This is a genomic window from Escherichia sp. MOD1-EC4550, assembly GCF_963876935.1.
Classification (GTDB): domain Bacteria; phylum Pseudomonadota; class Gammaproteobacteria; order Enterobacterales; family Enterobacteriaceae; genus Escherichia; species Escherichia coli_F.
The window spans coordinates 1-25,823 of sequence record NZ_CAWNSE010000034.1 but is presented as its reverse complement, the minus strand read 5'-3'; the positions used below and the strand labels follow the sequence as shown (position 1 = coordinate 25,823).

General features: G+C 49.8%; 19 protein-coding genes, 1 pseudogene and 1 CRISPR repeat array. Of the genes and pseudogenes, 9 read left to right on the top strand and 11 right to left on the bottom strand.

Annotation, left to right across the window (positions count from 1 at the left end; genetic code table 11):
- Window positions 1-47: 47 nt before the first annotated feature.
- The 4 genes from queD (at window position 48) to AACU19_RS19470 (ending at window position 2,602) form a co-directional block, all read left to right on the top strand.
- Window positions 48-410: a 6-carboxytetrahydropterin synthase QueD gene (queD, locus tag AACU19_RS19485; RefSeq protein WP_000108294.1), complete on the top strand. Its 363-nt coding sequence runs from the start codon at window positions 48-50 to the stop codon at window positions 408-410.
- Between the two features lie 77 nt (window positions 411-487).
- Window positions 488-1,759 carry an FAD-dependent oxidoreductase gene (locus tag AACU19_RS19480; protein WP_105278401.1) on the top strand — a complete coding sequence of 424 codons (1,272 nt, stop codon included), beginning with the start codon at window positions 488-490 and terminating at the stop codon, window positions 1,757-1,759.
- Entirely contained in the window at window positions 1,750-2,010 is a 261-nt protein-coding gene (locus AACU19_RS19475; protein WP_105278400.1) for a ferredoxin family protein, read from the top strand. Before AACU19_RS19480 ends, AACU19_RS19475 begins: the two co-directional genes overlap by 10 nt.
- A 16-nt stretch (window positions 2,011-2,026) precedes the next feature.
- Entirely contained in the window at window positions 2,027-2,602 is a 576-nt protein-coding gene (locus AACU19_RS19470; protein ID WP_039021107.1) for a glycerol-3-phosphate responsive antiterminator, read from the top strand.
- A 146-nt stretch (window positions 2,603-2,748) separates the two neighbouring features.
- On the opposite strand, the gene AACU19_RS19465 is transcribed toward AACU19_RS19470, so the two are convergent.
- The 5 genes from AACU19_RS19465 to AACU19_RS19445 form a co-directional block, all read right to left on the bottom strand.
- Window positions 2,749-3,609: an electron transfer flavoprotein subunit alpha/FixB family protein gene (locus AACU19_RS19465; protein ID WP_105278399.1), complete on the bottom strand. Its 861-nt coding sequence runs from the start codon at window positions 3,607-3,609 to the stop codon at window positions 2,749-2,751.
- Window positions 3,606-4,385, bottom strand: a complete 780-nt coding sequence (locus AACU19_RS19460) for an electron transfer flavoprotein subunit beta/FixA family protein (RefSeq protein ID WP_105278398.1) — start codon at window positions 4,383-4,385, stop codon at window positions 3,606-3,608. Before AACU19_RS19460 ends, AACU19_RS19465 begins: the two co-directional genes overlap by 4 nt.
- The gene (locus tag AACU19_RS19455) at window positions 4,363-5,772 is read right to left on the bottom strand and encodes an MFS transporter (RefSeq protein ID WP_198599079.1); all 1,410 of its coding nucleotides are present in this window, start codon (window positions 5,770-5,772) and stop codon (window positions 4,363-4,365) included. The genes AACU19_RS19460 and AACU19_RS19455 overlap by 23 nt, the downstream gene beginning before the upstream one ends.
- Window positions 5,773-5,793: 21 nt before the next feature.
- Entirely contained in the window at window positions 5,794-7,248 is a 1,455-nt protein-coding gene (locus tag AACU19_RS19450; RefSeq protein ID WP_105278396.1) for an FAD-binding oxidoreductase, read from the bottom strand.
- Between the two features lie 69 nt (window positions 7,249-7,317).
- Complete coding sequence (locus tag AACU19_RS19445; RefSeq protein ID WP_000021336.1) at window positions 7,318-8,103, bottom strand: SDR family oxidoreductase; 786 nt, start codon at window positions 8,101-8,103, stop codon at window positions 7,318-7,320.
- A gap of 318 nt (window positions 8,104-8,421) precedes the next feature.
- Between AACU19_RS19445 and AACU19_RS19440 the strand changes: the two genes are divergently transcribed.
- Window positions 8,422-9,699 carry an MFS transporter gene (locus tag AACU19_RS19440; protein ID WP_088542148.1) on the top strand — a complete coding sequence of 426 codons (1,278 nt, stop codon included), beginning with the start codon at window positions 8,422-8,424 and terminating at the stop codon, window positions 9,697-9,699.
- A gap of 26 nt (window positions 9,700-9,725) precedes the next feature.
- Window positions 9,726-11,204: an FGGY-family carbohydrate kinase gene (locus AACU19_RS19435; protein WP_105278395.1), complete on the top strand. Its 1,479-nt coding sequence runs from the start codon at window positions 9,726-9,728 to the stop codon at window positions 11,202-11,204.
- Between the two features lie 589 nt (window positions 11,205-11,793).
- Window positions 11,794-12,432: a CRISPR direct-repeat array (repeat unit 29 nt; unit sequence CGGTTTATCCCCGCTGACGTGGGGAACTC).
- Window positions 12,433-12,770: 338 nt separating this feature from the next.
- Here the strand turns inward: AACU19_RS19435 and queE are convergent.
- The gene (queE, locus tag AACU19_RS19430) at window positions 12,771-13,442 is read right to left on the bottom strand and encodes a 7-carboxy-7-deazaguanine synthase QueE (protein ID WP_001199973.1); all 672 of its coding nucleotides are present in this window, start codon (window positions 13,440-13,442) and stop codon (window positions 12,771-12,773) included.
- Window positions 13,443-13,614: 172 nt separating this feature from the next.
- Between queE and AACU19_RS19425 the strand changes: the two genes are divergently transcribed.
- Both AACU19_RS19425 and AACU19_RS19420 read left to right on the top strand, forming a co-directional pair.
- On the top strand, window positions 13,615-14,217 hold the full coding sequence (locus AACU19_RS19425) for a LemA family protein (protein WP_105278394.1): 603 nt from the start codon (window positions 13,615-13,617) through the stop codon (window positions 14,215-14,217).
- A 13-nt stretch (window positions 14,218-14,230) separates the two neighbouring features.
- A pseudogene (locus AACU19_RS19420) lies at window positions 14,231-14,902 on the top strand (TPM domain-containing protein); the annotation flags it as partial.
- 296 nt (window positions 14,903-15,198) lie between these two features.
- On the opposite strand, the gene eno reads toward AACU19_RS19420, so the two are convergent.
- The 5 genes from eno to rlmD all read right to left on the bottom strand — a co-directional run bounded on the left by eno (window position 15,199) and on the right by rlmD (window position 22,919).
- A complete protein-coding gene (eno, locus tag AACU19_RS19415) occupies window positions 15,199-16,497 on the bottom strand; it encodes a phosphopyruvate hydratase (RefSeq protein ID WP_105278393.1) in 1,299 nt (432 codons plus the stop codon).
- Between the two features lie 87 nt (window positions 16,498-16,584).
- Entirely contained in the window at window positions 16,585-18,222 is a 1,638-nt protein-coding gene (pyrG, locus tag AACU19_RS19410; protein WP_000210873.1) for a glutamine hydrolyzing CTP synthase, read from the bottom strand.
- A 227-nt stretch (window positions 18,223-18,449) separates the two neighbouring features.
- Window positions 18,450-19,241, bottom strand: a complete 792-nt coding sequence (gene mazG / locus AACU19_RS19405; RefSeq protein ID WP_001071648.1) for a nucleoside triphosphate pyrophosphohydrolase — start codon at window positions 19,239-19,241, stop codon at window positions 18,450-18,452.
- A gap of 94 nt (window positions 19,242-19,335) precedes the next feature.
- Window positions 19,336-21,570, bottom strand: a complete 2,235-nt coding sequence (gene relA, locus AACU19_RS19400; protein WP_000226814.1) for a GTP diphosphokinase — start codon at window positions 21,568-21,570, stop codon at window positions 19,336-19,338.
- Window positions 21,571-21,617: 47 nt separating this feature from the next.
- Entirely contained in the window at window positions 21,618-22,919 is a 1,302-nt protein-coding gene (gene rlmD / locus AACU19_RS19395; RefSeq protein WP_000046780.1) for a 23S rRNA (uracil(1939)-C(5))-methyltransferase RlmD, read from the bottom strand.
- Between the two features lie 56 nt (window positions 22,920-22,975).
- Here rlmD and barA point away from each other — a divergent pair, with 56 nt between their 5' ends.
- A complete protein-coding gene (gene barA, locus AACU19_RS19390) occupies window positions 22,976-25,732 on the top strand; it encodes a two-component sensor histidine kinase BarA (RefSeq protein WP_000186438.1) in 2,757 nt (918 codons plus the stop codon).
- Window positions 25,733-25,823: the final 91 nt, after the last annotated feature.

Here is a 25,823-nt window from a genome sequence, read left to right as displayed (position 1 = left end):
CTTTCCGGTACTCTACGGCGGTTTTATCGTCCTGTAGAGAAATTATGATGTCCACCACGTTATTTAAAGATTTCACCTTCGAAGCCGCTCACCGCTTACCACACGTCCCGGAAGGACATAAATGTGGTCGCCTGCACGGGCATTCCTTTATGGTGCGACTGGAAATTACCGGGGAAGTCGATCCGCATACGGGCTGGATTATCGATTTCGCTGAACTGAAAGCAGCGTTTAAGCCAACTTATGAGCGCCTCGATCACCATTATCTCAATGATATTCCAGGTCTGGAAAACCCGACCAGCGAGGTTTTAGCAAAATGGATTTGGGATCAGGTTAAACCGGTTGTTCCGCTGTTAAGTGCGGTTATGGTGAAAGAAACCTGCACCGCAGGTTGCATCTATCGCGGCGAATGATAAGAGTGTGTCGGCGGTCAATTTCCCTTAAGTAACGCTATGTTAGGGTGTTGCGCTCTGGATATCTGGGGCATGACATGGAAGACGACTGCGACATTATTATTATTGGTGCGGGTATAGCAGGCACCGCTTGTGCTTTACGCTGCGCGCGGGCAGGTTTATCCGTTCTGTTACTGGAACGCGCTGAAATTCCCGGCAGTAAAAACCTTTCCGGCGGGCGTTTATACACCCATGCGCTCGCGGAACTCCTCCCTCAGTTTCACCTGACCGCGCCTCTTGAACGACGCATCACTCACGAAAGTCTTTCTCTGTTAACGCCAGATGGCGCAACGACGTTTTCCAGCTTACAGCCCGGCGGTGAATCCTGGAGTGTATTACGTGCGCGATTCGATCCGTGGCTGGTTGCCGAAGCCGAAAAAGAAGGTGTCGAATGCATCCCCGGTACGACGGTGGATGCACTGTATGAAGAAAAAGGCAGAGTTTGCGGCGTTATTTGTGGTGACGATATTCTCCGCGCCCGTTATGTGGTGCTGGCAGAAGGTGCCAACAGCGTCTTGTCTGAGCGTCACGGGTTAGTGACTCGTCCTGCTGGCGAAGTGATGGCGTTGGGGATTAAAGAAGTTCTGTCACTGGAAACATCCGCTATTGAAGAACGTTTTCATCTGGAGAATAACGAAGGCGCAGCGTTGTTATTCAGCGGCGGAATCTGTGATGACTTACCCGGCGGCGCATTTCTTTATACTAATCAACAAACGCTCTCGTTAGGGATTGTTTGCCCGCTCTCTTCACTTACGCAAAGTCGTGTTCCGGCAAGCGAGCTGCTGGCTCGCTTTAAAACGCATCCGGCAGTGCGCCCGCTTATCAAAAACACGGAATCACTGGAGTATGGTGCGCATCTGGTGCCAGAAGGTGGCTTGCACAGTATGCCGGTGCAATACGCCGGTAACGGCTGGCTGCTGGTGGGCGATACGTTGCGCAGTTGCGTCAATACCGGAATTTCCGTGCGCGGCATGGATATGGCGCTGGCTGGCGCACAGGCGGCGGCACAAACGCTGATAACCGCCTGCCAGCACCGCGAGCCGCAAAATCTGTTTCCGCTTTATCATCACAATGTAGAGCGCAGCCTGTTGTGGGATGTTCTACAGCGTTATCAGCATGTTCCGGCGCTTTTGCAACGCCCTGGCTGGTATCGGGCGTGGCCTGCGTTAATGCAGGATATTTCCCGTGATTTATGGGATCAAGGTGATAAACCTGTTCCGCCGCTGCGCCAGTTGCTCTGGCGTCATTTACGTCGTCATGGCCTGTGGCATCTGGCGGGCGATGTTGTCAGGAGTATTCGATGTCTGTAGCCCGTAATCTCTGGCGCGCTGCTGATGCGCCACATATTGTTCCGGCTGACTCCGTTGAGCGCCAGACGGCAGAACGGTTGATTAACGCTTGTCCGGCTGGTCTTTTTTTGCTCACACCGGAAGGTGATTTGCACGTTGATTATCGTAATTGTCTGGAGTGCGGCACCTGCCGTTTGCTGTGCGATGAAAAAACGCTACAACAGTGGCGCTATCCGCCTTCCGGATTCGGCATCACCTACCGCTTTGGATAAATAATAAGGATAATTTATGCCCCTCTTACACCTGCTCCGCCAGAATCCGGTGATTGCTGCCGTTAAAGACAATGCCAGCCTGCAACTGGCAATCGACTCTGAATGCCGGTTTATTTCCGTGTTGTACGGCAATATCTGCACCATCAGTCATATCGTCAAAAAGATTAAAAGTGCCGGGAAATATGCCTTTATTCATGTCGATTTGCTGGAAGGCGCGTCAAATAAAGAAGTAGTAATTCAGTTTCTGAAACTGGTGACCGAGGCGGACGGCATTATCAGTACCAAAGCGTCAATGCTAAAAGCGGCGAGAGCGGAAGGCTTTTTCTGTATTCATCGCTTGTTTATTGTCGACTCGATTTCTTTTCACAACATTGATAAGCAGGTTGCGCAATCGAATCCTGATTGTATTGAAATTCTGCCAGGCTGTATGCCTAAAGTGCTGGGCTGGGTAACGGAGAAAATCCACCAGCCGCTGATTGCTGGCGGGCTGGTGTGCGATGAAGAAGATGCGCGTAATGCGATTAACGCCGGTGTAGTGGCGCTTTCTACCACGAATACCGGGGTCTGGACGTTAGCGAAAAAATTGCTTTGACGAGATAATCGTAACGAATTGAATTTGTGTGATTTGTAGGCCACATGCCAAATCCGGCATTCAGCGCCTGATACGATGCTTGACGCGTCTTATCAGGCCTACAAGTCACCAGCCCAGAACCGTAGACAGGATCATCCGGCAGCACGTTATTGGCAATCTGCGTGAATGGTTGTCACCAGTGCCTCCAGCACCGCTTTCCAGTCATCAACCACGCCAACATCTGCCTGTGAAAATACCGCCGCGCTGGCGTCATGATTAATCGCCACCACAAACTTGCTATTGCGGACGCCCGCCATTAACGCTGCTGCGCCGGAAGCACCAACAACAATACACACCTCAGGTGCCAGCAGATGTCCTGAAATACCAATCACTTTTTCAGCATCAACGCCACCGTTCATCACTCGTGCCCGACTGTAGCCCACTTCGGCTCCCAGCTTTTCTGCCAGCATAGCGATTTCCTGGTTATCTGCCTCTCCGCCCTGCCCCACCACCAGCACCCGTCTGGCCTCAGCTAATGGGTCGCGGGTAGCATTTTTCAGGTTTTCTATGCTAACCAGCCAGTCGGGAGGCGCATCTGGGACAATGTTCAGTTGCTGCTTACCAGAGGGCAACGAGGCGTTTTTATCTGCTCCCGCCTGACGCGCCAGGGAGAGGCATAGCGGGCGTTTTTCTGTTTGCAGCGTCGCCGTTAGCGCATTTCCCCAGTGGGATTTGCGTACGTTTACGGTTGGAATATCTAATGAAGTCACCTGGCAAATGCTTGCACCATGTAAACGCCAGGCCAGCCGTGTCGACAGTTCATCACCAAACGTTCCCGGCGGAAAGAGAACAACGTCCACAGGCGTTCGCTGCCACTGTTCTACCAGCGCATCCAGCACCTGTTCCGCGACCATCGGCTGCGGCTCGATTTGCCAGTGCGTTAATGTGCTGCCGCTGAAATCCTGCTCCGCCAGCCAGCCCGCTATTGCGGCATTCTCCTGATTTATTGTCACAATGGCGATATTCATGGCTGCATCCTTTGGCGTAAATAGTCCTGCCATAGCTTTTGCGCTTTTTCTGCTACCGTTTGCCCATCAAGAAGCGTTGCACCGCGTCGTTGCTCTGGCCTTTCCAGTTGCCGGCACTGCATCGCTGACGATTCAGCAGTAACAGTTTTGCGGATAATTTCAGCTTTCCCCGCAGCCATTCGCTGGCGCATTCCCGGTACTGGCAAGGCCACCTCGCCACACTGGCGCACGGCAATCACCGCAGGCAAGCGAACCCGACAACAGCGTAATCCATGTTCAGTACGCTGTTCGAGCGAGATAAACGGTGCGTCGAGAGTAAAACGCTCCACCTGGGTAAAACAGGGCCAGGTCAGCATTTCCGCCAGCAAAAATGGCGTTTGCCCGTTCTGCCCTTCGCTGCTCTGGCAGCCGGTAATGATCAGATCCAGCGGATTCTGGCGCTGCCATTCGGCAATATGGCGAGCGACAAATTCCGGCGCAAAGCGCAGATCTGCCGCCGTCTCCAGCAATACAGCTTCCTCAAACCCAAGAGCCATGAGATAGCGCAGCCAGTGCAACGCCCGTTCATCCCCCATGCTCAACGCGATTAAAGACATCGGCGTACCGTTTTTTCTCTGCGCTAACAGAAGCGCGGCAGCGGCCTGTTCATCAGCACCGAGTAAACTTCGCAGCAGCGAAACATCCGGTCCGCAATTACCCTGAGCCGCCACCTGCCACTCTTTTTCCGCCAGCATTCCGGCATCCGGTTCGGCTTTAAACGCTAACAGAATGTTCATTCGCACCTCCTACATTTCCCGCCGCCACCAGCGGGAGTGCTTTGGTTTCTGGCGCCCATAGCCAGGTCACAACAAAACCAACCAACAACACCGTCGCCAGGAGCAATAAGGTGACTTGCATTCCCCACTGTGCCAGGACCCACGGCAGCAGGCCAGTACTTACCGCCGCGCCCAACCGACTCATGGCGGTGGCAAAACCGACGCCCAGCGAGCGAATGTCAGTAGGAAAACTTTCCGCAGGCAAAATGCCCACCAGATTACTGACTGCCGAAATGGTGGTGCTGAAGAGAACAAAAAGCAGCAGCGTTAATGAACTGCCAGAAGGCAAACAGGCCATCACTACCAGCGTTGCCGCCAGCAGCAAAAAACTTCCAAGTAAAAATTTGCGATGTGCCAGCAGGTGCGTCAGAAATAATCCCAGCAGCGCGCCCACAATTAACAACGCATTAAGCATCAGGCTGGCAGTCAGCGCATCTTCCAGTCCAATAGTCTGGGCGATAGTTGGCAGCCAGGTATAAATCACAAACCATGGGATTACGAGGCAGACAAAGAAGACGCTGTTAAACGCCGTGCGCCGCCAGTAGCGCGAAGAGAACAAGGTTTTGATGTGTTTATGGGTCGCCGTTGCCACTTCATCGCCCAGTAAAACATGGGGACCAAAATAGCGATGCACGATAGCGTGAGCTTCTGCAAAACGCCCCTGGCGCAGTAGCCAGCGTGGCGATTCTGGCGTTCCCCAACGTAACAACGTAATCAACAGGGCAGGAAATGCCGCCGATGCAAGTAACCATCGCCAGGCTTCGGGGCTTTCGCTAATAAAGAGATGTCCGGCAAGGCTTGCCAACACATAGCCTACGGTCCACACCACGCTGAAAGCGCCCAGCAAAATACCGCGATGGCGGCGCGGGGAAAATTCAGCCAGCAAGGTGTGACCTACTGAATAGTCGCCTCCCAGACCAATGCCGATCAAAATGCGCAGTCCAATAAGATGCTCTGGCGTGGTGGCAAAAAATTGCAGGAACGAGGCGAGCGTAATCAGCATAAAGCTGAAGGTGAAGATTTTTTGCCGCCCGATATGGTCGGAGATCCACCCCAAAACCAGGCTGCCGATAAACAGGCCAAGTAGCGCCGAGCCGCCAATCATTCCCGCCATAAACGGCGTCAGTTGCATGGCTGGAGTAAGCTGAATTATGGCGTAACCAATGACGCCGAGAACATAACCGTCGGTCAGGTGTGCGCCGAAAGTCAGCGCAGCAATTCGACAGTGAAAACGGTTAAGCGGTAAATCATCCATTCGCACCGGTGAAGTGTTCATCTTTACCCCTTCATTGTCCGGTAATAAGAACGGCTTCCCGGTTGAGAAGCCGAAAAGACAACGCCCCGTCATCGCGAAACGCTGCCTGACACATTATTTTTCAATCGGATAGATAGTACCCGTATTCATAATGCCGTTAGGATCGAACTGCTTTTTCAGCCCTTCCAGCAACGCCCACGCGCTGCCGTGTTCCAGTTTGCTCCAGTGAACACGATGTTTACCGATACCGTGATGGTGTACCATCGAACCGCCGAGGCGAATGGTTTCTTCGCAGATGATTTTGTTGAGCGGATTGTGGTATTTGTCGATTTCCTCTTCCGGCTTACAGTCAACGACGTTGTAGTCGTAGACGAAGTACATGTTGGTGCCGTTCTGATAGCTATGAGAGGAGTGACCGCCCAGCATGGTGATGTCGTCGGCGTGCGCGAACTCGGTACGAATACGGTTAATAACGCTTTCGTAGATTTCGTGTATGCAACTCCAGCAGCCGGACACTTCGGTGGTAAAGCCCATGTTGCCGGTTTTGAGGATCTGTACACGTTCGGCAGCCACTTTATCCGGTCCCCAGTTCAGGTTGTTAAACCAGGTTTCGATCAGCTTGCTGTCCACGCGCTGGCATTGCGGGTAACGTGCCACGATTTCAGCAATCCCTTCGCCCGTCGCCTTCGCAATGCGAGGGTTACCTTCAGCCATAAAGATCAGCACGCATTTTCCGTCGGCAAAATGGGTGAAGTGTTGGGTGCCATCTTCAGCGTCATACAAACGAGCGATCGACGGACGATATCCTTCCACCATGATTTCACGCAGGATGTTGAAGCCGGTCTTCATGTCTTCCAGGATATAGCCATAAAAGAGGTTGTTTTCGGGAGTGAATTTAAAGATTTTCACTGTTATTTCTGTGATATAGCACAATGCACCTTCGTTGCCGATGATGATGTGACGAATGTCCGGGCCCGCCGCACGACGTGGCACGTTTTTAATGCGTGTCACGGTGCCATCTGCCAGTACTGCTTCCAGGCCAACGACCATATCCTCGATTGCGCCGTAGAGTGTGGAGAACTGCCCGATACTACGGGTCGCCACCAGTCCACCCATCTGCGCCAACGGTTTTGACTGCGGAGAGTGCCCCGTGGTGTAACCTTTTTCACGCAACGCGTTTTCCAGCACTTCCAGCGGAACGCCACATTGCGCCGTCGCCTGCATATTCTCTATATCAATATTAATGATTTGATTCATTGCAGAGCCATCAAGCACTACCGAGTTTTCCACAACGGTTTCCAGTCCACCTTCGGTAGCGGAAGCCCCGGTACGCGGCACACCGTTAATTTTGTGTGCATTCATAAAATTCAGCACACGGGACACTTGCTCTGTGGAACCGAGTTTTACGACCGCTGCCGGAATAGGCAAAGTATAAATACCATGAATATCCGGAAATTTACGAAAACGATCAATACTGTTTTTCTTCAATACCGTTTCATCGGTAATTACGCGATCTGCACCAACAATTTCCTTTAGCTGGTCGACAATCGCTGCGCGAGATAAAGCCATAGTAATTCCTTCCTGATAATAAAAATGGAATAGTCATTAATAAAAGAAATCAGAAACCACCGTTATGGATTAGCGCACTAAATAACCGCCATCAACCACTAATAAATGCCCGTTGACATAATTCGATGCCGGACTTGCGAGAAATATGGCTGCGCCCATTAAATCCTGAGTATCGCCCCAACGGTTTGCTGGAATATGATCAAGAACGCGCTGATTGGTTTCTGGATTACTGCGTGTCGCCAGGGTGATATCGGTAGCGTAATATCCTGGGGCAATACCATTTACCTGAATATTATATTGACCTAATTCATCACAATAGGCTTTGGTAAATCCGGCAAGGGCGTGTTTAGTGGCAGAATAAGCAGGAGACCATTGACCACCTAAGTAGGAAAACAGTGAACAGATATTAATGATTTTACCGCTTTTCTGCGGGATCATAATTTTTGCCGCTTCGTAGCTTAACTCGAATGCGGCGGTCAGGTTCACGTCAATCATCGGGTCCCAGTCGGCACGACCGAAATCCAGCACCTTATTCAGCTTACATATACCGGCATTGTTAACCAGAATATCGACGGTGCCGAAACGTTCACAACAGGCGGCAATTATCTTCTGCGGCGCGCCTTCTGCGGTGATATCCACCTGCATGAAGCCCACCTCAACCCCCTGTTTTTCAATCATTTCCTTTGTTTCTCCATTATCTTTAACGAAACTAGGAATAAAGATATTTGCGCCTGCTTTGGCCAGTGCCATGGCAAATGCCTGGCCTAAACCGCTATTCCCACCGGTAACAATTGCGGTTTTACCTTTCAGGGAGAAAAAATCCATTGAGAACGCATTGAGAGATTCGATTGACATAGTTAGCTCCAATTTCCGTAAGGCAAAAAAAAAGAAAGGTAACTTCCCCCGCGAGAGGGAAGTTACCTTTCTCATTATCTCTGGTAACTGGAGATAATTTTTAGCATAAGGGCATAAGCGCTAATGTGATCGTAATCACAGTGTGATATTCGTATTATCAAATAATTTTAAAAAGCAGAAGCGTGACTACTCTCACACAACACCCCTGCTTTCCATGTTATTTCTTATTGCAATTACTAGAGACCTGAGAAAAGTAATCCACCTGAAAGTGCGGCTTACTTTTCTCTTTTTTTTGTCTATTACAAATGGGAATACGATATGCAACACAACTCATATCGCCGTTGGATAACCCTCGCGATAATTAGTTTTAGCGGCGGCGTTAGTTTTGACCTGGCTTATTTACGTTATATTTATCAAATTCCCATGGCGAAATTTATGGGATTCAGCAATACCGAGATAGGTTTAATAATGAGTACCTTTGGTATTGCGGCTATTATTCTTTATGCCCCCAGCGGCGTTATTGCCGATAAATTTTCACACCGCAAAATGATTACTTCTGCAATGGTCATTACCGGATTGCTGGGTCTGTTAATGGCAACTTATCCACCGCTGTGGGTAATGCTCTGTATTCAGGTCGCGTTTGCAATAACGACGATTTTAATGCTGTGGTCGGTGTCGATTAAAGCCGCCTCGTTGCTTGGCGATCATAGCGAGCAGGGGAAAATTATGGGCTGGATGGAAGGGTTGCGCGGTGTCGGTGTAATGTCGCTGGCAGTGTTTACTATGTGGGTCTTTTCTCGCTTTGCACCGGATGACAGCGCCAGCCTGAAAACGGTCATTATTATCTATAGTGTGGTTTACATTCTGCTGGGCATTTTGTGTTGGTTTTTTGTTAGCGATAACAACAACCTGCGCAATACCAATAACGAAGAAAAACAGTCATTCCAGCTTAGCGACATCGTGGCCGTTTTGCGCATCAGCACCACCTGGTATTGCAGCATGGTGATTTTTGGTGTCTTCACCATCTACGCCATTCTGAGTTACTCCACCAACTATCTGACCGAAATGTACGGCATGTCGCTGGTGGCGGCGAGCTACATGGGGATTGTGATCAACAAAATCTTCCGCGCGCTGTGCGGCCCACTTGGTGGCATTATCACCACCTACAGCAAAGTGAAATCCCCTACCCGCGTGATCCAAATCCTTTCCGTACTCGGCTTGCTGGCGTTAACTGCCCTGCTCGTCACGAACTCTAACCCGCAATCGGTCGCGATGGGGATTGGCCTGATTTTACTACTGGGATTCACCTGCTACGCCTCCCGCGGGCTGTACTGGGCCTGCCCCGGCGAAGCGAGAACACCGTCTTACATTATGGGCACCACGGTAGGTATTTGTTCGGTGATTGGATTTCTGCCGGATGTCTTCGTTTACCCAATTATCGGCCACTGGCAAGACACCCTGCCCGCGGCAGAAGCCTACCGCAATATGTGGCTGATGGGCATGGCGGCGCTTGCCATGGTGATCGTCTTTACCTTTTTGCTGTTCCAAAAAATTCGTACTGCTGATAGCGCCCCCGCAATGGCTAGCAGCAAGTAAGCCAGGAAAATTACAGGAGAAAAATCATGTCGAAAAAATACATCATAGGGATTGATGGCGGAAGTCAGAGCACAAAAGTGGTGATGTACGATCTGGAAGGTAACGTGGTTTGCGAAGGCAAAGGCTTATTACAACCGATGCGCACGCCAGATGCCGATACCGCAGAACATCCTGACGATGATTTATGGGCATCATTATGTTTTGCTGGTCACGATTTGATGAGTCAGTTTGCCGGCAATAAAGAAGATATTGTCGGTATTGGTCTGGGATCTATCCGTTGCTGCCGTGCGTTATTGAAAGCCGATGGCACGCCAGCTGCGCCGTTGATTAGCTGGCAGGATGCACGCGTAACACGTCCCTACGAGCACACCAATCCTGATGTGGCATATGTCACCTCTTTTTCAGGTTATCTGACACACCGTTTAACCGGCGAGTTTAAAGACAATATCGCCAACTATTTTGGTCAGTGGCCGGTGGATTATAAGACCTGGGCATGGAGCGAAGATACCGCGGTAATGGAGAAGTTTAATATTCCCCGACAGATGCTTTTTGATGTGCAAATGCCGGGCACTGTTCTTGGGCATATCACACCACAAGCCGCGCTGGCGACACATTTCCCGGTTGGACTGCCCGTTGTTTGTACCACCAGTGATAAACCGGTAGAAGCACTGGGAGCAGGGTTACTGGATGATGAAACGGCGGTAATTTCTCTTGGTACCTACATCGCGCTGATGATGAACGGCAAAGCACTGCCGAAAGATCCGGTAGCGTACTGGCCGATTATGTCTTCTATTCCGCAAACCTTGCTGTATGAAGGTTACGGTATTCGAAAAGGTATGTGGACGGTGAGCTGGCTGCGCGACATGCTAGGCGAATCGTTAATTCAGGATGCCAGGGCGCAGGATCTTTCACCGGAAGATTTGCTCAACAAAAAAGCTTGTTGTGTGCCGCCTGGCTGTAATGGTCTGATGACGGTGCTGGACTGGCTGACCAACCCGTGGGAACCCTACAAACGCGGGATTATGATCGGCTTTGATTCCAGCATGGATTACGCATGGATTTATCGTTCGATACTGGAAAGCGTGGCGCTGACGCTGAAGAACAATTACGACAATATGTGTCATGAAATGAATCACTTTGCGAAACATGTGATCATTACTGGCGGTGGTTCGAACAGCGATCTGTTTATGCAGATTTTTGCCGACGTGTTCAACCTTCCGGCACGCCGTAACGCCATTAATGGTTGCGCAAGTCTGGGGGCCGCGATTAATACAGCGGTAGGTCTGGGGCTATACCCGGATTACGCAACGGCTGTCGACAAAATGGTTCGCGTGAAAGATATCTTTATGCCGATTGAGAGCAATGCCAAACGCTACGACGCGATGAATAAAGGCATTTTCAAAGACCTAACCAAACACACTGATGTGATCCTGAAAAAATCGTATGAAGTGATGCATGGTGAGTTGGGGAATGCAGATTCGATCCAGAGCTGGTCGAATGCGTAAGTGAGGAAGACCGGGCGGGAAACTGCCCGGCCTGAACATACCTGAATGGTTATCCCCGCTGGCGCGGGGAACATAAGTTCGACAACATCAAGAATTATAACAAGTCCGGTTTATCCCTGTTTTTACAAGGAATATTAACTACAATCGATGTCCTTAGAATAAAAGACTACGCGAATCGTACTTTATCAATTTTCACTTAAAGTATGAACTGGATATCTTTATTCATAAGAACTATTCATCAACAGCGTATAGAGGCGATTATGTAAAATCACTCATTAGCCTCAAAACAAAGACAAATTTCGAGATTTATTACTTAATCAATGAATAATAAGCTTAAAAAACAAACCGTTATCCTAAAGAAAAAATTAACAAACATCAATTCAATATTAAAAAAATAATATATGATTATTTCTTAATGATTTAAGTATCATACAACTAACACTTTAATTAAATTTGATTTTTTGTATCGATAATTGTGAACTTCTCATATATGGAGAGCTATTTTGAACATGAGGTGTTACGTGGATATGTTGCTTAATACGAGTACTGCTAATATAAAAACTTGAGAAAGAGATAACGGGTTATATGGTGGTTTATTCCCGCTGGTGCGGGGAACTCTTGGCATAGGCGCTATAGCGGCGCTCTGTGTCCGGTTTATCCCCGCTGGCGCGGGGAACTCCGTAGTTCGTTCAATTCCGTGAGATCATCTTACGGTTTATCCCCGCTGGCGCGGGGAACTCATGACAAGAGATAACTTCTTGTTATTACTGGACGGTTTATCCCCGCTGACGTGGGGAACTCTATTTGAAACCAGGCCGATGTGAATAGCCCTGCGGTTTATCCCCGCTGACGTGGGGAACTCGCATGGACACCGCGCCTCCACGACGCAATCAACGGTTTATCCCCGCTGACGTGGGGAACTCGTATTACTGACCAATTTCAGGAAGTCGGTGAGCGGTTTATCCCCGCTGACGTGGGGAACTCAGCTACTTACAACCTACAACCTTTCTTACTTTCGGTTTATCCCCGCTGACGTGGGGAACTCACGGCGACATCATCAGTGATTGTTAGTGTTCCCGGTTTATCCCCGCTGACGTGGGGAACTCTGCCTGATCAACAACGCAGGCGGGGCAATTATCGGTTTATCCCCGCTGACGTGGGGAACTCTAACAGCGACCTATAACGTGCATTTAGACATTCGGTTTATCCCCGCTGACGTGGGGAACTCTCTAAACATAACCTATTATTAATTAATGATTTTTTAAGCCAGTCACAATCTACCAACTTTACAGGATCACACAAACAACACACCCATTATGTTAAAGAGCACTTAATTCATTGATTGAAAAGCTAAATATTTAAAGTAATCCTATACCGACTAAAATCCACCAAACTTTACCGCAATAATTTTCACTCCAGCGAAAAATTAACGCCAGAGAATTTGTAGAGAATGATAATGATTAGTCCAGGATGAGCAAAATGGAGGTTTTTCAGAGGCGACAAAGAATATAAATGAGTGGAAGTCTTTACAGGTTCCACCCATTTATAACGCTTATAAATGTTTAATCAGGCAATATTTAAATATTTATGTGTTTGCATCGATAAACGCCAGTTACGCGCAATACAGGTTTCAATGCACAAACGTGTGGCATCGTCCTTCTGGCTAATTGGCTGCAGTGCAATGACTCGTGGTTTATCATCGGTCAGCGTTGCCAGTAGTTCATCCAGTGCTTCAATATCACGTACGCGTCCCACTGGATGCTTGATTTCGTTGGCTCGTTCCAGTGCCTGTGACAACACTTCATAGCCGCCGCGCATGTTCAGCTTTGGCGATACGGTAACCCAGGTATTCGGCGTGCAGCGTACTTCATGAGTACCGCTGGTTTCGATCTGGCAGCTAAAACCGTTCTTTTCGAGCAGGTCAGTCAGTGGCAGCAAATCATGAATGCAAGGCTCACCACCCGTAATCACCACATGCCGCGCGGTGTATCCCTGACGACCAATGACAGCCAGCAAATCTTCACTGCTCGCCGCCCCCCACTTATCACTCTCTTTGGTCTTCGCCAGAATGCTGAAAAGGGAGACTTCCCGATCCTCAAGCTTTTCCCAGGTGTGTTTGGTGTCGCACCAGGCACAGCCGACCGGGCATCCCTGTAAACGAATAAAAATGGCGGGGACGCCGGTAAAGTAACCCTCACCTTGCAGGGTCTGGAACATCTCGTTAATCGGGTACTGCATAGCATTCTCTGTGAAGTGGATAATTGTTAATTATTGCAGATCCTGCCACAACAATCATGTCTTATTAACATTCTGTTACAGGCAGGTTTAAGGCAAAAAATGGATTAGATCATAAAGAATAAAATGAAGTGGCGTATTATGTTTTAAGGAATTAATTAAAAGGGATTTAACCATGCTCAGAATATTCATCGTAATTATATTTATTTTCAATTTATCAGGCTGTGGATATAACGATATTCAAACCTATGATGAGCAGGTTAACGCTTCCTGGTCTGAGGTATTAAATCAATATCAACGTCGCGCCGATCTTATTCCTAATCTTGTCGCCAGTATTAAAGGTTATTCCAGCCATGAACAAGAGGTACTGGAAGCCGTAACATTGGCACGTAGTCAGGCTAATCGCGGCAGTAGCGCTCTTCAGCAAACTCCGGGAGATGAACAAAAATTACAAACCTGGCAACAAGCTCAGGCGCAGGTGTCTCGCACTCTCGGTCAGTTAACGATAATTAGTGAACGTTACCCTGAGCTAAAGGCCCAGGAACTCTATCAAAATTTGATGGTACAGCTCGAAGGAAGTGAAAATAGAATTGCCGTTGCGCGAGGAAGATATATTAAAGCTATTGAACAATATAATGTCACTATCCGCAAATTCCCCGCAGTGTTAACCGCAAAGGTCATGGATTACACACCAAAGAAAAATTATTTGCCGGATGATGTCGCCGCTGTGAGTAAAGCCCCGACAATAGATTTTAGCCAGAATACTAATGCTCATTAAGCGGGGAAGTCCTGTGCGAATTTTTATCTTCCTTATGGCTTTCTTCTGTTCATCTGTGTTTGCCATACAAATTCCAGTGCCTGAATCACCCAGGTATGTGAATGACTTAACCGGTAAATTGACGAACGATGAAGTAAATACTTTGACCAATCAGATTAAAGAGCTGACGCAAAAAAGCCACGCACAACTGGTCGTGTTAGTGGTTGAAACAACGGGCGATGAAACCATCGAGCAGTACGCTACGCGGGTATTCGATAGCTGGAAACCAGGTGATAAAGACCGCGATGATGGCGTTCTACTGTTAGTCGCCTGGCAGGATCATACCGTGCGTATTGAAATCGGTTACGGACTGGAAGGCGTTATTACGGATGCGCAGTCCGGGAAAATTATTCGCAACAGTATTATTCCGGCATTTAAAAATGGCGACCTTGCTGGCGGCTTGCAAAAGGGAATAAGCGATATTGATAATCGTCTGACGGGGAATAATTTAGCAACGATAACACCGACCGATCACCCTTTGCCCTTTAGCGGTTGGTGGGCTTTGTTAGTCTGGGCAATAGTACTGACCTTTATTTCCGCCAGAGGATATTTCAAAACGCTGGGACTAATTTGCTTCACAGCTATTGTACTGGCCTTTGTTTTACCTATAGCAGGTTTCAGCGGAAGCTGGGGAGTACTCGCAACATTACTCTGCTTCGCCACACCGTTCCTGGCTGTCGCCATCGCTTTTACCCCCTTCGGCAAAAAGGTTCGGGATTCGATGCGCAGTGCCAACCGACCGTCACATTACGAAAGAAGTAACTCGGCCTCCAGGCGTTCTTCATCATCGTCGTCATCTTCCTCTTCATCCTCTTTTGACAATGATAATTTCAGCGGTGGCGGCGGTTCTTCTGGCGGTGGCGGTGCGTCTGGCCGCTGGTAACTCAACCATAAAAAATGCCAGCCCGAAGGCTGGCATTTTTAAATCAAATAAAGTCAGGCTTATGCCTGGCCTTTGATCTCTTTACGACCGTTGTACGGTGCTTTTTCGCCCAGAGCTTCTTCGATACGAATCAGCTGGTTGTATTTAGCAACACGGTCAGAACGGCTCATAGAACCCGTTTTGATCTGGCCTGCAGCAGTACCAACAGCCAGGTCAGCGATGGTAGCGTCTTCAGTTTCGCCAGAACGGTGAGAGATTACAGCAGTGTAGCCAGCGTCTTTCGCCATCTTGATTGCAGCCAGAGTTTCGGTCAGAGAACCGATCTGGTTGAATTTGATCAGGATGGAGTTAGCGATGCCTTTTTCGATACCTTCTTTCAGGATCTTGGTGTTGGTTACGAACAGGTCGTCACCAACCAGCTGGATTTTGTCGCCCAGAACTTTGGTCTGGTATGCGAAACCGTCCCAGTCAGATTCGTCCAGACCGTCTTCGATAGAAACGATCGGGTACTGTTTGGTCAGTTCTTCCAGGAAGTGAGTAAATTCTTGAGAGGTGAACGCTTTGTTGCCTTCGCCAGCCAGAACGTATTTACCGTCTTTGTAGAATTCAGAAGCTGCGCAGTCCATCGCCAGAGTGATGTCTTTGCCCAGTTCATAACCAGCAGCTTTAACAGCTTCAGCGATAACAGCCAGAGCTTCAGCGTTGGAACCCAGGTTCGGCGCGTAGCCACCTTCGTCACCAACAGCAGTGTTCATGCCTTTCGCTTTCAGAACTTTTGCCAGGTGATGGAAAACTTCAGAACCCATGCGGATGGCTTCTTTCACAGTTTTCGCGCCAACCGGCTGAATCATGAATTCCTGGATATCAACGTTGTTGTCAGCGTGCTCACCACCGTTGATGATGTTCATCATCGGAACCGGCATGGAGTATTTGCCCGGAGTACCGTTCAGTTCAGCGATGTGCTCGTACAGCGGCATGCCTTTAGCGGCAGCAGCAGCTTTGGCGTTAGCCAGAGATACAGCCAGGATTGCGTTAGCGCCAAATTTGGATTTGTTTTCGGTGCCGTCCAGGTCGATCATGATCTTGTCAATGCCAGCCTGATCTTTGGCATCTTTGCCAATCAGCGCCTGAGCGATCGGGCCATTAACTGCAGCAACAGCTTTAGTTACGCCTTTGCCCAGGAAACGGGATTTGTCACCATCGCGCAGTTCCAGAGCTTCACGGGAACCAGTAGAAGCACCTGACGGAGCAGCTGCCATACCGACGAAACCACCCTCCAGATGTACTTCGGCTTCAACAGTCGGGTTACCACGGGAGTCGATGATTTCACGACCGATGATTTTTACGATTTTGGACATTAGGTTTTCCTCAAGTCACTAGTTAAACTGAAACTCCAGACAAACAACGCGTACCCTGGGTACGCGTTGCCGTTCTAACTTTTTTACTTACTTCGCCTGACGTTTCTGGAACTCACTGGCGGCTTTCACAAAGCCTGCAAACAGCGGGTGGCCATCACGTGGAGTAGAAGTAAACTCCGGATGGAACTGACAAGCCACGAACCACGGGTGATTCGGAACTTCGATGATCTCGACCAACTGATCATCCCCGGAACGGCCCGCAACGCGCAGACCTGCATCTTCAATCTGTTTCAACAGCATGTTGTTGACTTCGTAACGGTGACGATGACGCTCAACAATTGTCGGCGCATTGTACAGCTGGCGAACCAGGCTATCGTCAACCAACTGGCACTGTTGTGCGCCGAGACGCATGGTGCCGCCGAGATCGCTCTTCTCGCTACGAACTTCAACGTTGCCGTTTTCATCGCGCCACTCGGTAATCAGCGCCACAACCGGGTACTTACAGTCTGGCACAAATTCCGTAGAGTTGGCGTTATCCATGTTGGCAACATGGCGAGCGTAATCAATTAACGCCACCTGCATACCCAGGCAAATGCCCAGATAAGGAATATTGTTCTCACGCGCAAAACGCGCGGTCGTAATCATGCCTTCTACGCCACGATAGCCGAAACCGCCAGGTACGAGGATTGCGTCCAGACCTTTAAGGATTTCAACGCCGCGCGTTTCAACATCTTGTGAATCGATCAGTTTGATGTTGACGCTGACACGATTCTTCAGCCCACCGTGTTTCAGTGCTTCGATCACGGATTTGTAAGCGTCCGGCAGTTCAATGTACTTGCCGACCATACCAATGGTGACTTCACTTACCGGATTCGCTTCTTCGAAGATAACCTGTTCCCATTCGGACAGATTCGCTTCCGGGCAGTTTAAGCTGAATCGTTTACAAATATAATCGTCCAGCCCCTGCGATTTCAACAGGCCCGGAATTTTATAGATGGAATCGACGTCTTTCAGAGAAATAACCGCTTTTTCCGGAACATTACAGAACAATGCAATCTTCGCACGTTCGTTCGCCGGAACAGCGCGATCTGAACGACAAATCAGGATGTCAGGCTGGATACCGATGGAGAGCAGTTCTTTTACAGAGTGCTGAGTCGGTTTGGTTTTGACTTCACCAGACGCCGCCATGTACGGCACCAGCGTCAGGTGCATAAACAGGGTGTGCTCACGGCCAATTTCAACAGCCATCTGGCGAATCGCTTCAAGGAACGGCAGGGATTCGATATCACCTACAGTACCGCCGATTTCTACCAGTACCACGTCATGACCTTCGCCGCCTTCCAGCACGCGCTCTTTGATAGCGTTAGTGATGTGCGGAATAACCTGTACGGTTGCGCCGAGGTAGTCGCCGCGGCGTTCTTTGCGCAGAACGTCAGAGTAGATACGACCCGTGGTGAAGTTGTTGCGGCGGCTCATTTTGGTACGAATGAAACGCTCGTAGTGCCCCAGGTCCAGGTCGGTTTCAGCGCCGTCTTCAGTAACGAACACTTCCCCGTGTTGGATTGGGCTCATAGTACCTGGATCGACGTTGATGTACGGATCCAGTTTCATGATGGTCACATTGAGGCCACGGGCTTCAAGAATGGCTGCGAGGGAGGCTGCGGCAATGCCTTTACCCAGAGAGGATACGACCCCGCCGGTCACAAAAATATAGTTCGTTGTCATGCTGAACCTGAGAAGTTAGGTTGAAAAGACGATGGAATAACCAGGACGGGAAAGCAGTATACCCGAACATGACCTGTGCCACAAACTTTCATTATCCCTCCTCTTCGCCAGCGCACCATTGAAATCAGGAGTGAGAAAATAGCCCCTTTGGGGTAAATGTTTTTGACGCAAATCAAGCGCTTGTCATTTAAAAAATGACACAAATCGCGCTTGACCACGTAATTCCCTTAGAGATCAATTTCCTGCCGTTTTACCTGTTGCCAGACTTCTTCCATTGTTTCGAGGTCAACACCTGTCATTTCCAGTCCACGCGCGGCAACAATACGCTCCACTTCGCGAAAACGACGCTCGAATTTTTCGTTCGCTTTTTGCAATGCGATTTCCGCTTTTGTCCCTAAATGACGAGCCAGATTGACCGTGGCAAACAGCAGGTCACCCATTTCCTCCTCCAGTTTAGCCTGGTCGACAACAGCCTGCCGCGCCTCGTACATCACCTCGTCGATCTCTTCGTAGACTTTATCGACTACCGGACCAAGCGTCGTCCAATCGAAGCCAACGTTGGCGCAACGTTTCTGGATTTTTTGCGCACGCATTAAAGCCGGTAAACTACGAGGAATATCGTCCAGCGCCGAATGCTGCGCTTTCTGCGCGCGCTCTTCGGTTTTGATTTGCTCCCAACGGGCAAGCACTTCACTACTGTTTTCGGCAGAACTGTCAGCAAAAACATGCGGATGGCGACGCTCTAATTTATCGCTAATCGCAGCGCAAATATCATTAAAGTCAAAGCGCCCTTCTTCCTGGGCCATTTGTGCGTAAAACACCACCTGGAACAGCAGATCGCCGAGTTCACCGCGCAGATCGTCAAAATCTTCACGGGCAATGGCGTCCAGCACCTCGTAGGTTTCTTCAAGGGTGTAAGGTGCAATGGTGGCAAATGTCTGCTCTTTATCCCACGGGCAGCCGTTTTCCGGGTCGCGAAGACGCTGCATAATAGTGAGCAAACGGTCGATTTGATTCATTAGAATGTCCTGAAAATTGCGGGTCTGTCAGGTGTAATACCTTCGAGTAAAAGATACCGCTGGATACAGCTGATGCCATATCCAGCTATGCAGATTAATTCCCATGCAACCGACGTGCGTCGATAACATCCGGCACCTGGTTGAGTTTACCCAGCACGCGGCCCAGCACTTGCAGGTTGTAAATCTCAATAGTCATGTCGATGGTTGCCAGTTGCTGTTTGGTGTCGCTACGGCTGGCAACGCCAAGCACGTTCACTTTCTCGTTGGCGAGAATGGTCGTGATATCACGTAACAACCCACTACGATCATTAGCCACCACGCGGACCACCAGCGAATATCCGGCGGAGTAGCTCTCACCCCATACCGCGTCAACAATGCGTTCCGGCGCATGGGAGCGCAGTTCCGCCAGTTGTTCGCAATCGGCGCGGTGTACTGAAATACCGCGCCCCTGGGTAATGAAGCCGACAATCTCATCTCCAGGAATCGGCTGGCAGCAACGCGCGATGTGGTGCATCAGGTTGCCGACACCTTCTACCACCACACGACCGTTATCTTTACTGCGGTTTTGCGGCGTATAGCTTTTTTGCTGAAGTTGCTTCAGCGCGGCGGCATCCTGCTCTTCGGCACTCGGCTTATTAAATTGCGATTGCAGGAAGTTCACCATCTGATTGAGACGGATATCCCCGCCACCAATCGCTGCCAACAACTCGTCGACATCATTGAAGTTGTAACGCGGCAGCAGATGTTTTTCTGCTTCTTTCAGGCTGATCCCCAGATGTTCCAGCTCGTCGTCAAGGATTTGCCGCCCTGCCAGAATGTTTTTGTCACGGTCCTGTTTACGGAACCAAGCGTGAATTTTCGAACGCCCACGGCTGGTTGTGACGTAACCGAGGTTTGGGTTTAACCAGTCACGGCTGGGGTTCGGCTGTTTCTGGGTGATAATTTCAATCTGGTCGCCCATCTGCAACTGGTAGGTGAACGGCACAATGCGCCCGCCTATTTTTGCCCCGATGCAGCGGTGTCCGACATCACTGTGGATGTGGTAAGCGAAGTCCAGCGGCGTTGATCCCGCAGGCAAATCAACGACATCACCTTTCGGCGTAAAGACATACACCCGGTCGTCAAAGACCTGGCTGCGTACTTCGTCGAGCATTTCGCCGGAATCAGCCATCTCTTCCTGCCACGCAATCAGTTTACGCAGCCAGGCAATTCGGTCTTCATGTCCCGAACGTGCGCCGCCAGCTGCCGCGCCTTCTTTATATTTCCAGTGCGCAGCAACACCCAACTCTGCATCTTCATGCATCTGTTTGGTGCGGATTTGGATCTCAACGGTTTTGCCACCCGGCCCCAGAACCACGGTATGAATAGACTGATAACCGTTTGGTTTCGGGTTAGCAACGTAATCGTCAAACTCATCCGGCAGGTGGCGATAGTGAGTGTGCACTATCCCCAGTGCGGCATAACAATCCTGTAAACGCTCGGCGACAATACGTACCGCACGCACATCAAACAGCTCATCGAAGGCGAGGTTCTTTTTCTGCATTTTGCGCCAGATACTGTAGATGTGTTTCGGACGACCATACACTTCAGCTTTAACGCCTTCAGCTTTCATCTCAGCGCGCAGATGACCGACAAACTCTTCGATATAGTGTTCGCGGTCGAGACGGCGTTCATGCAGCAGTTTTGCGATGCGTTTGTATTCGGTCGGGTGGAGATAACGGAAGCAGTAATCTTCCAGCTCCCATTTCAGTTGTCCAATCCCAAGACGGTTCGCCAACGGCGCGTAGATATTGGTGCACTCTTTTGCCGCCAGTACGCGCTCATCTTCCGGCGCGTCTTTTACTTCGCGCAGATGAGCAATACGCTCTGCCAGTTTGATGACCACGCAGCGGAAATCATCGACCATCGCCAATAACATCCGGCGAACGTTATCGACCTGTTCGGAGGAAACAGAATCAGTATGCGTCGCTTTCAGCTGGCGGATCGCCGCCATATCACGCACGCCGTGAATAAGGTTAACGACCGACTTACCGACGCTCTCACGCAGCACATCTTCGCTAACTACGTTGGCATCCGCCAGAGGGAACAGCAGCGCCGCCCGCAGCGTGTCAATGTCCATACTTAATGTCGAGAGGATCTCCACCATCTCAACACCACGCCACAATAACAGACTGGCATCCGGATGCCCCTGCGTCTGTTGCAGACAATACGCCCAGGTTTCGGCTAAGCACTCACACGACTTCTGGCTGGTAATACCCAGACTTGCGATCCATTTTTCCGGATCAAATTCACCAGCCTTATTGATATGTGCACTTCTTACCGCAACCATCGTCCTCTCCTTTAGGGACCAGACCTGCCGAAATCGGCAAATCGTAACTATTTAACGCGCGAGAAAAGTACCATCGATTCCAGATGTCCCGTGTGTGGGAACATATCCAGCATCGCCAGTCGCGCAATGGTATATCCTGCTTTTAATAACGCTTCGCTATCCCGAGCCAGCGTTGCAGGATTACAGGATACATAAACTATACGAATAGGTTCCAGTTTTATAATTTGCTGCATAACACCTGCGGCACCTGCTCGCGCCGGGTCCAGCAACACTTTATCGAAGCCGTTTTTCGCCCACGGCTGCTTTGTGACATCTTCTTCAAGATTTTCGTGATAAAACGTCACATTGTGTAAGCCATTAAGACGCGCATTCTGCTGGCCTTTTTCAACCAGCGCCGGAACGCCTTCTACACCCACCACACTGGCAGCTTGTGTCGCCAATGGCAGTGTAAAGTTGCCCATACCGCAGAACAGATCCAGTACGCGATCTTCAGGTTGTACATCCAGCCATTCCAACGCACGCGCTACCATTTTTTGGTTCACACCCGCATTGACCTGAATAAAATCGCGCGGGCTAAAAGTTAAGCGCAACCCGTTTGAGTCATACCAGGGCATCTCACCAGAGACGGTTTCGAGTATCTCACTATCGGGGGCGAGATACAGATCCAGGCCTTCAGAATGCGAAAAGCGTTCCAGTTTTTCGCGATCTGCCGAACTTAGCGGTGCGGTATGGCGCAAAATCATCAGCGTGCCGCTGGTTGCCTGTACCAGTTCAACATGACCAAGATGGCGCATAGCTTGTAAGCTGCCCAGGCATGCCCTGACTTTGGGCAGCAATGCTTCAAGTTGGGGCACTAAAATGGGGCATTGTTTAACGTCGACAATGTCACTGGAACCCGCTTTGCGAAACCCCATCTGAAGTTGCTGTGTTTTCGGTAAGTAGTTCAAACTTAAACGCGCGCGACGGCGATAGCCCCAGGGAACATCGGCGATCACTTCAGAGACTTCGTGTTTCATTAATCGGGCGAGTGCCGCACTTTTGCTTCGCTGCTGTAAATCCTCGCTGGCGTGTTGTTGCTGACAGCCACCGCATACGCCAAAATGAGGGCAGCGTGGCGTTTCGCGTTCCGGGCTATCGCTTAACCGGCGCACGACTTTAGCGCGGGCGTACTGTTTTTTATCTTCAGTAACAGTAACTTCCGCGTTTTCCTGTGGCAATAATCCAGGAATAAATAACGCTTTGCCGTTATGTCGTGCCACGCCCTGACCAAAAGAGTCGAGGTCGTTGACTGAAACAGTTATGATCTGACGCGTCGTCGTGCGTCGTTTTGCAGAGTAGAATTGCGCCATTGGCGAGACTTTCTCAATTTAACAGTGTGACCTTAATTGTCCCATAACGGAACTCCATGACCAACTACAGCCTGCGCGCACGCATGATGATTCTGATCCTGGCACCGACCGTCCTTATTGGTTTATTGCTGAGTATCTTTTTCGTCGTGCATCGCTATAACGACTTGCAGCGTCAACTGGAAGATGCCGGTGCCAGCATTATTGAGCCGCTTGCAGTTTCTACTGAATATGGCATGAGTCTGCAAAATCGCGAATCTATCGGTCAGTTAATAAGCGTACTGCATCGTCGCCATTCCGATATTGTTCGCGCGATTTCGGTTTATGATGAAAATAACCGACTCTTTGTCACCTCCAATTTTCATCTTGATCCCTCATCAATGCAGCTCGGCAGCAACGTGCCGTTTCCTCGCCAGCTCACTGTCACTCGTGACGGCGATATTATGATCCTCCGCACGCCGATTATTTCTGAGAGTTACTCCCCCGACGAATCGCCCAGTAGCGATGCCAAAAATAGTCAAAATATGTTGGGATATATTGCGCTTGAGCTGGATCTTAAATCGGTTCGCTTGCAGCAATATAAAGAGATCTTTATTTCCAGCGTGATGATGCTGTTTTGTATCGGTATTGCGCTTATTTTTGGCTGGCGCTTAATGCGCGATGTAACCGGTCCGATTCGCAACATGGTGAATACCGTCGACCGCATCCGTCGCGGGCAACTCGACAGCCGGGTGGAAGGATTTATGCTCGGCGAGCTGGATATGCTGAAAAACGGTATCAACTCGATGGCAATGTCGCTGGCAGCTTATCACGAAGAGATGCAGCACAATATCGACCAGGCGACGTCCGATCTGCGTGAAACGCTGGAGCAGATGGAAATTCAGAACGTTGAGTTGGATCTGGCGAAAAAGCGCGCCCAGGAAGCGGCGCGGATTAAATCCGAGTTTCTGGCAAATATGTCACACGAGCTGCGTACACCACTGAATGGTGTTATTGGCTTTACCCGCCTGACGCTGAAAACAGAATTAACACCAACGCAGCGCGATCACCTGAATACGATTGAACGTTCGGCAAATAATTTGCTGGCAATTATTAATGATGTTCTCGACTTTTCGAAACTGGAAGCAGGTAAGCTGATTCTGGAAAGTATTCCATTCCCACTACGCAGCACGCTGGATGAAGTCGTTACCCTGCTGGCACATTCTTCTCACGATAAAGGGCTGGAACTGACGCTCAATATTAAGAGCGACGTGCCCGATAACGTAATTGGCGACCCACTGCGATTACAGCAAATCATCACTAACCTGGTGGGGAATGCAATTAAATTCACCGAGAATGGCAACATTGATATTCTGGTAGAAAAACGTGCGCTGAGTAATACCAAAGTGCAGATTGAAGTGCAGATTCGGGATACCGGCATTGGTATTCCGGAACGCGATCAATCGCGCTTATTCCAGGCCTTCCGACAGGCTGATGCCAGTATTTCCCGCCGTCATGGTGGCACCGGGCTGGGGCTGGTGATTACACAAAAACTGGTTAATGAAATGGGCGGCGATATTTCGTTCCATAGCCAGCCGAATCGCGGTTCAACTTTCTGGTTCCACATTAATCTCGATCTGAATCCGAACATTATTATCGAAGGGCCATCCACCCAGTGCCTCGCCGGCAAGCGCCTGGCCTATGTCGAACCAAACTCCGCAGCAGCGCAATGCACGCTGGATATTTTAAGTGAAACGCCGCTGGAAGTGGTTTATAGCCCAACGTTCTCCGCGCTGCCTCCCGCGCATTACGACATGATGTTATTAGGCATTGCGGTGACCTTCCGCGAGCCGCTAACAATGCAACATGAGCGATTAGCGAAAGCGGTATCGATGACCGATTTTCTGATGCTGGCACTACCTTGCCATGCACAAGTCAATGCTGAAAAACTTAAGCAAGATGGTATCGGCGCGTGTCTGCTGAAACCATTAACACCTACGCGCCTGTTCCCTGCCCTGACGGAATTTTGTCATCACAAACAAAACACGCTTTTGCCTGTAACCGATGAAAGTAAGCTGGCAATGACAGTCATGGCGGTTGATGACAACCCCGCTAACCTGAAACTTATCGGCGCATTGCTGGAAGATATGGTGCAACATGTGGAACTTTGCGATAGCGGGCATCAGGCGGTTGAACGGGCGAAACAGATGCCGTTCGATTTGATCTTAATGGATATTCAAATGCCGGACATGGACGGTATTCGGGCCTGCGAACTCATCCACCAGCTCCCCCATCAGCAACAAACGCCAGTTATCGCGGTAACGGCGCATGCAATGGCCGGGCAAAAAGAGAAGCTGCTTGGCGCAGGGATGAGCGATTATCTGGCGAAACCGATTGAAGAAGAACGATTGCATAATTTGCTGTTGCGCTACAAGCCTGGCAGCGGTATTTCCTCTCGCGTCGTGACCCCCGAAGTCAATGAAATTGTGGTGAACCCGAATGCGACCCTCGACTGGCAACTGGCACTACGCCAGGCAGCAGGAAAAACCGATTTAGCGCGCGATATGCTGCAAATGTTACTCGATTTCCTGCCTGAAGTTCGCAACAAAGTTGAGGAACAGCTGGTTGGAGAAAACCCGGAAGGCCTGGTTGATTTGATTCATAAACTGCATGGCAGTTGCGGCTATAGCGGTGTGCCGCGTATGAAGAATCTCTGCCAACTGATCGAACAACAGCTACGTAGCGGTACTAAAGAAGAAGATTTGGAGCCGGAGCTGCTGGAACTGTTGGACGAGATGGATAATGTAGCGCGCGAAGCCAGCAAAATTCTCGGGTAATAAATATGTTATCCAGTAAAAACCGGCTCCAGACAGAGCCGGTTTTGGTTGTGCACAGAAAACCCCCAGCTAGGCTGGGGGTTCCGGAAAG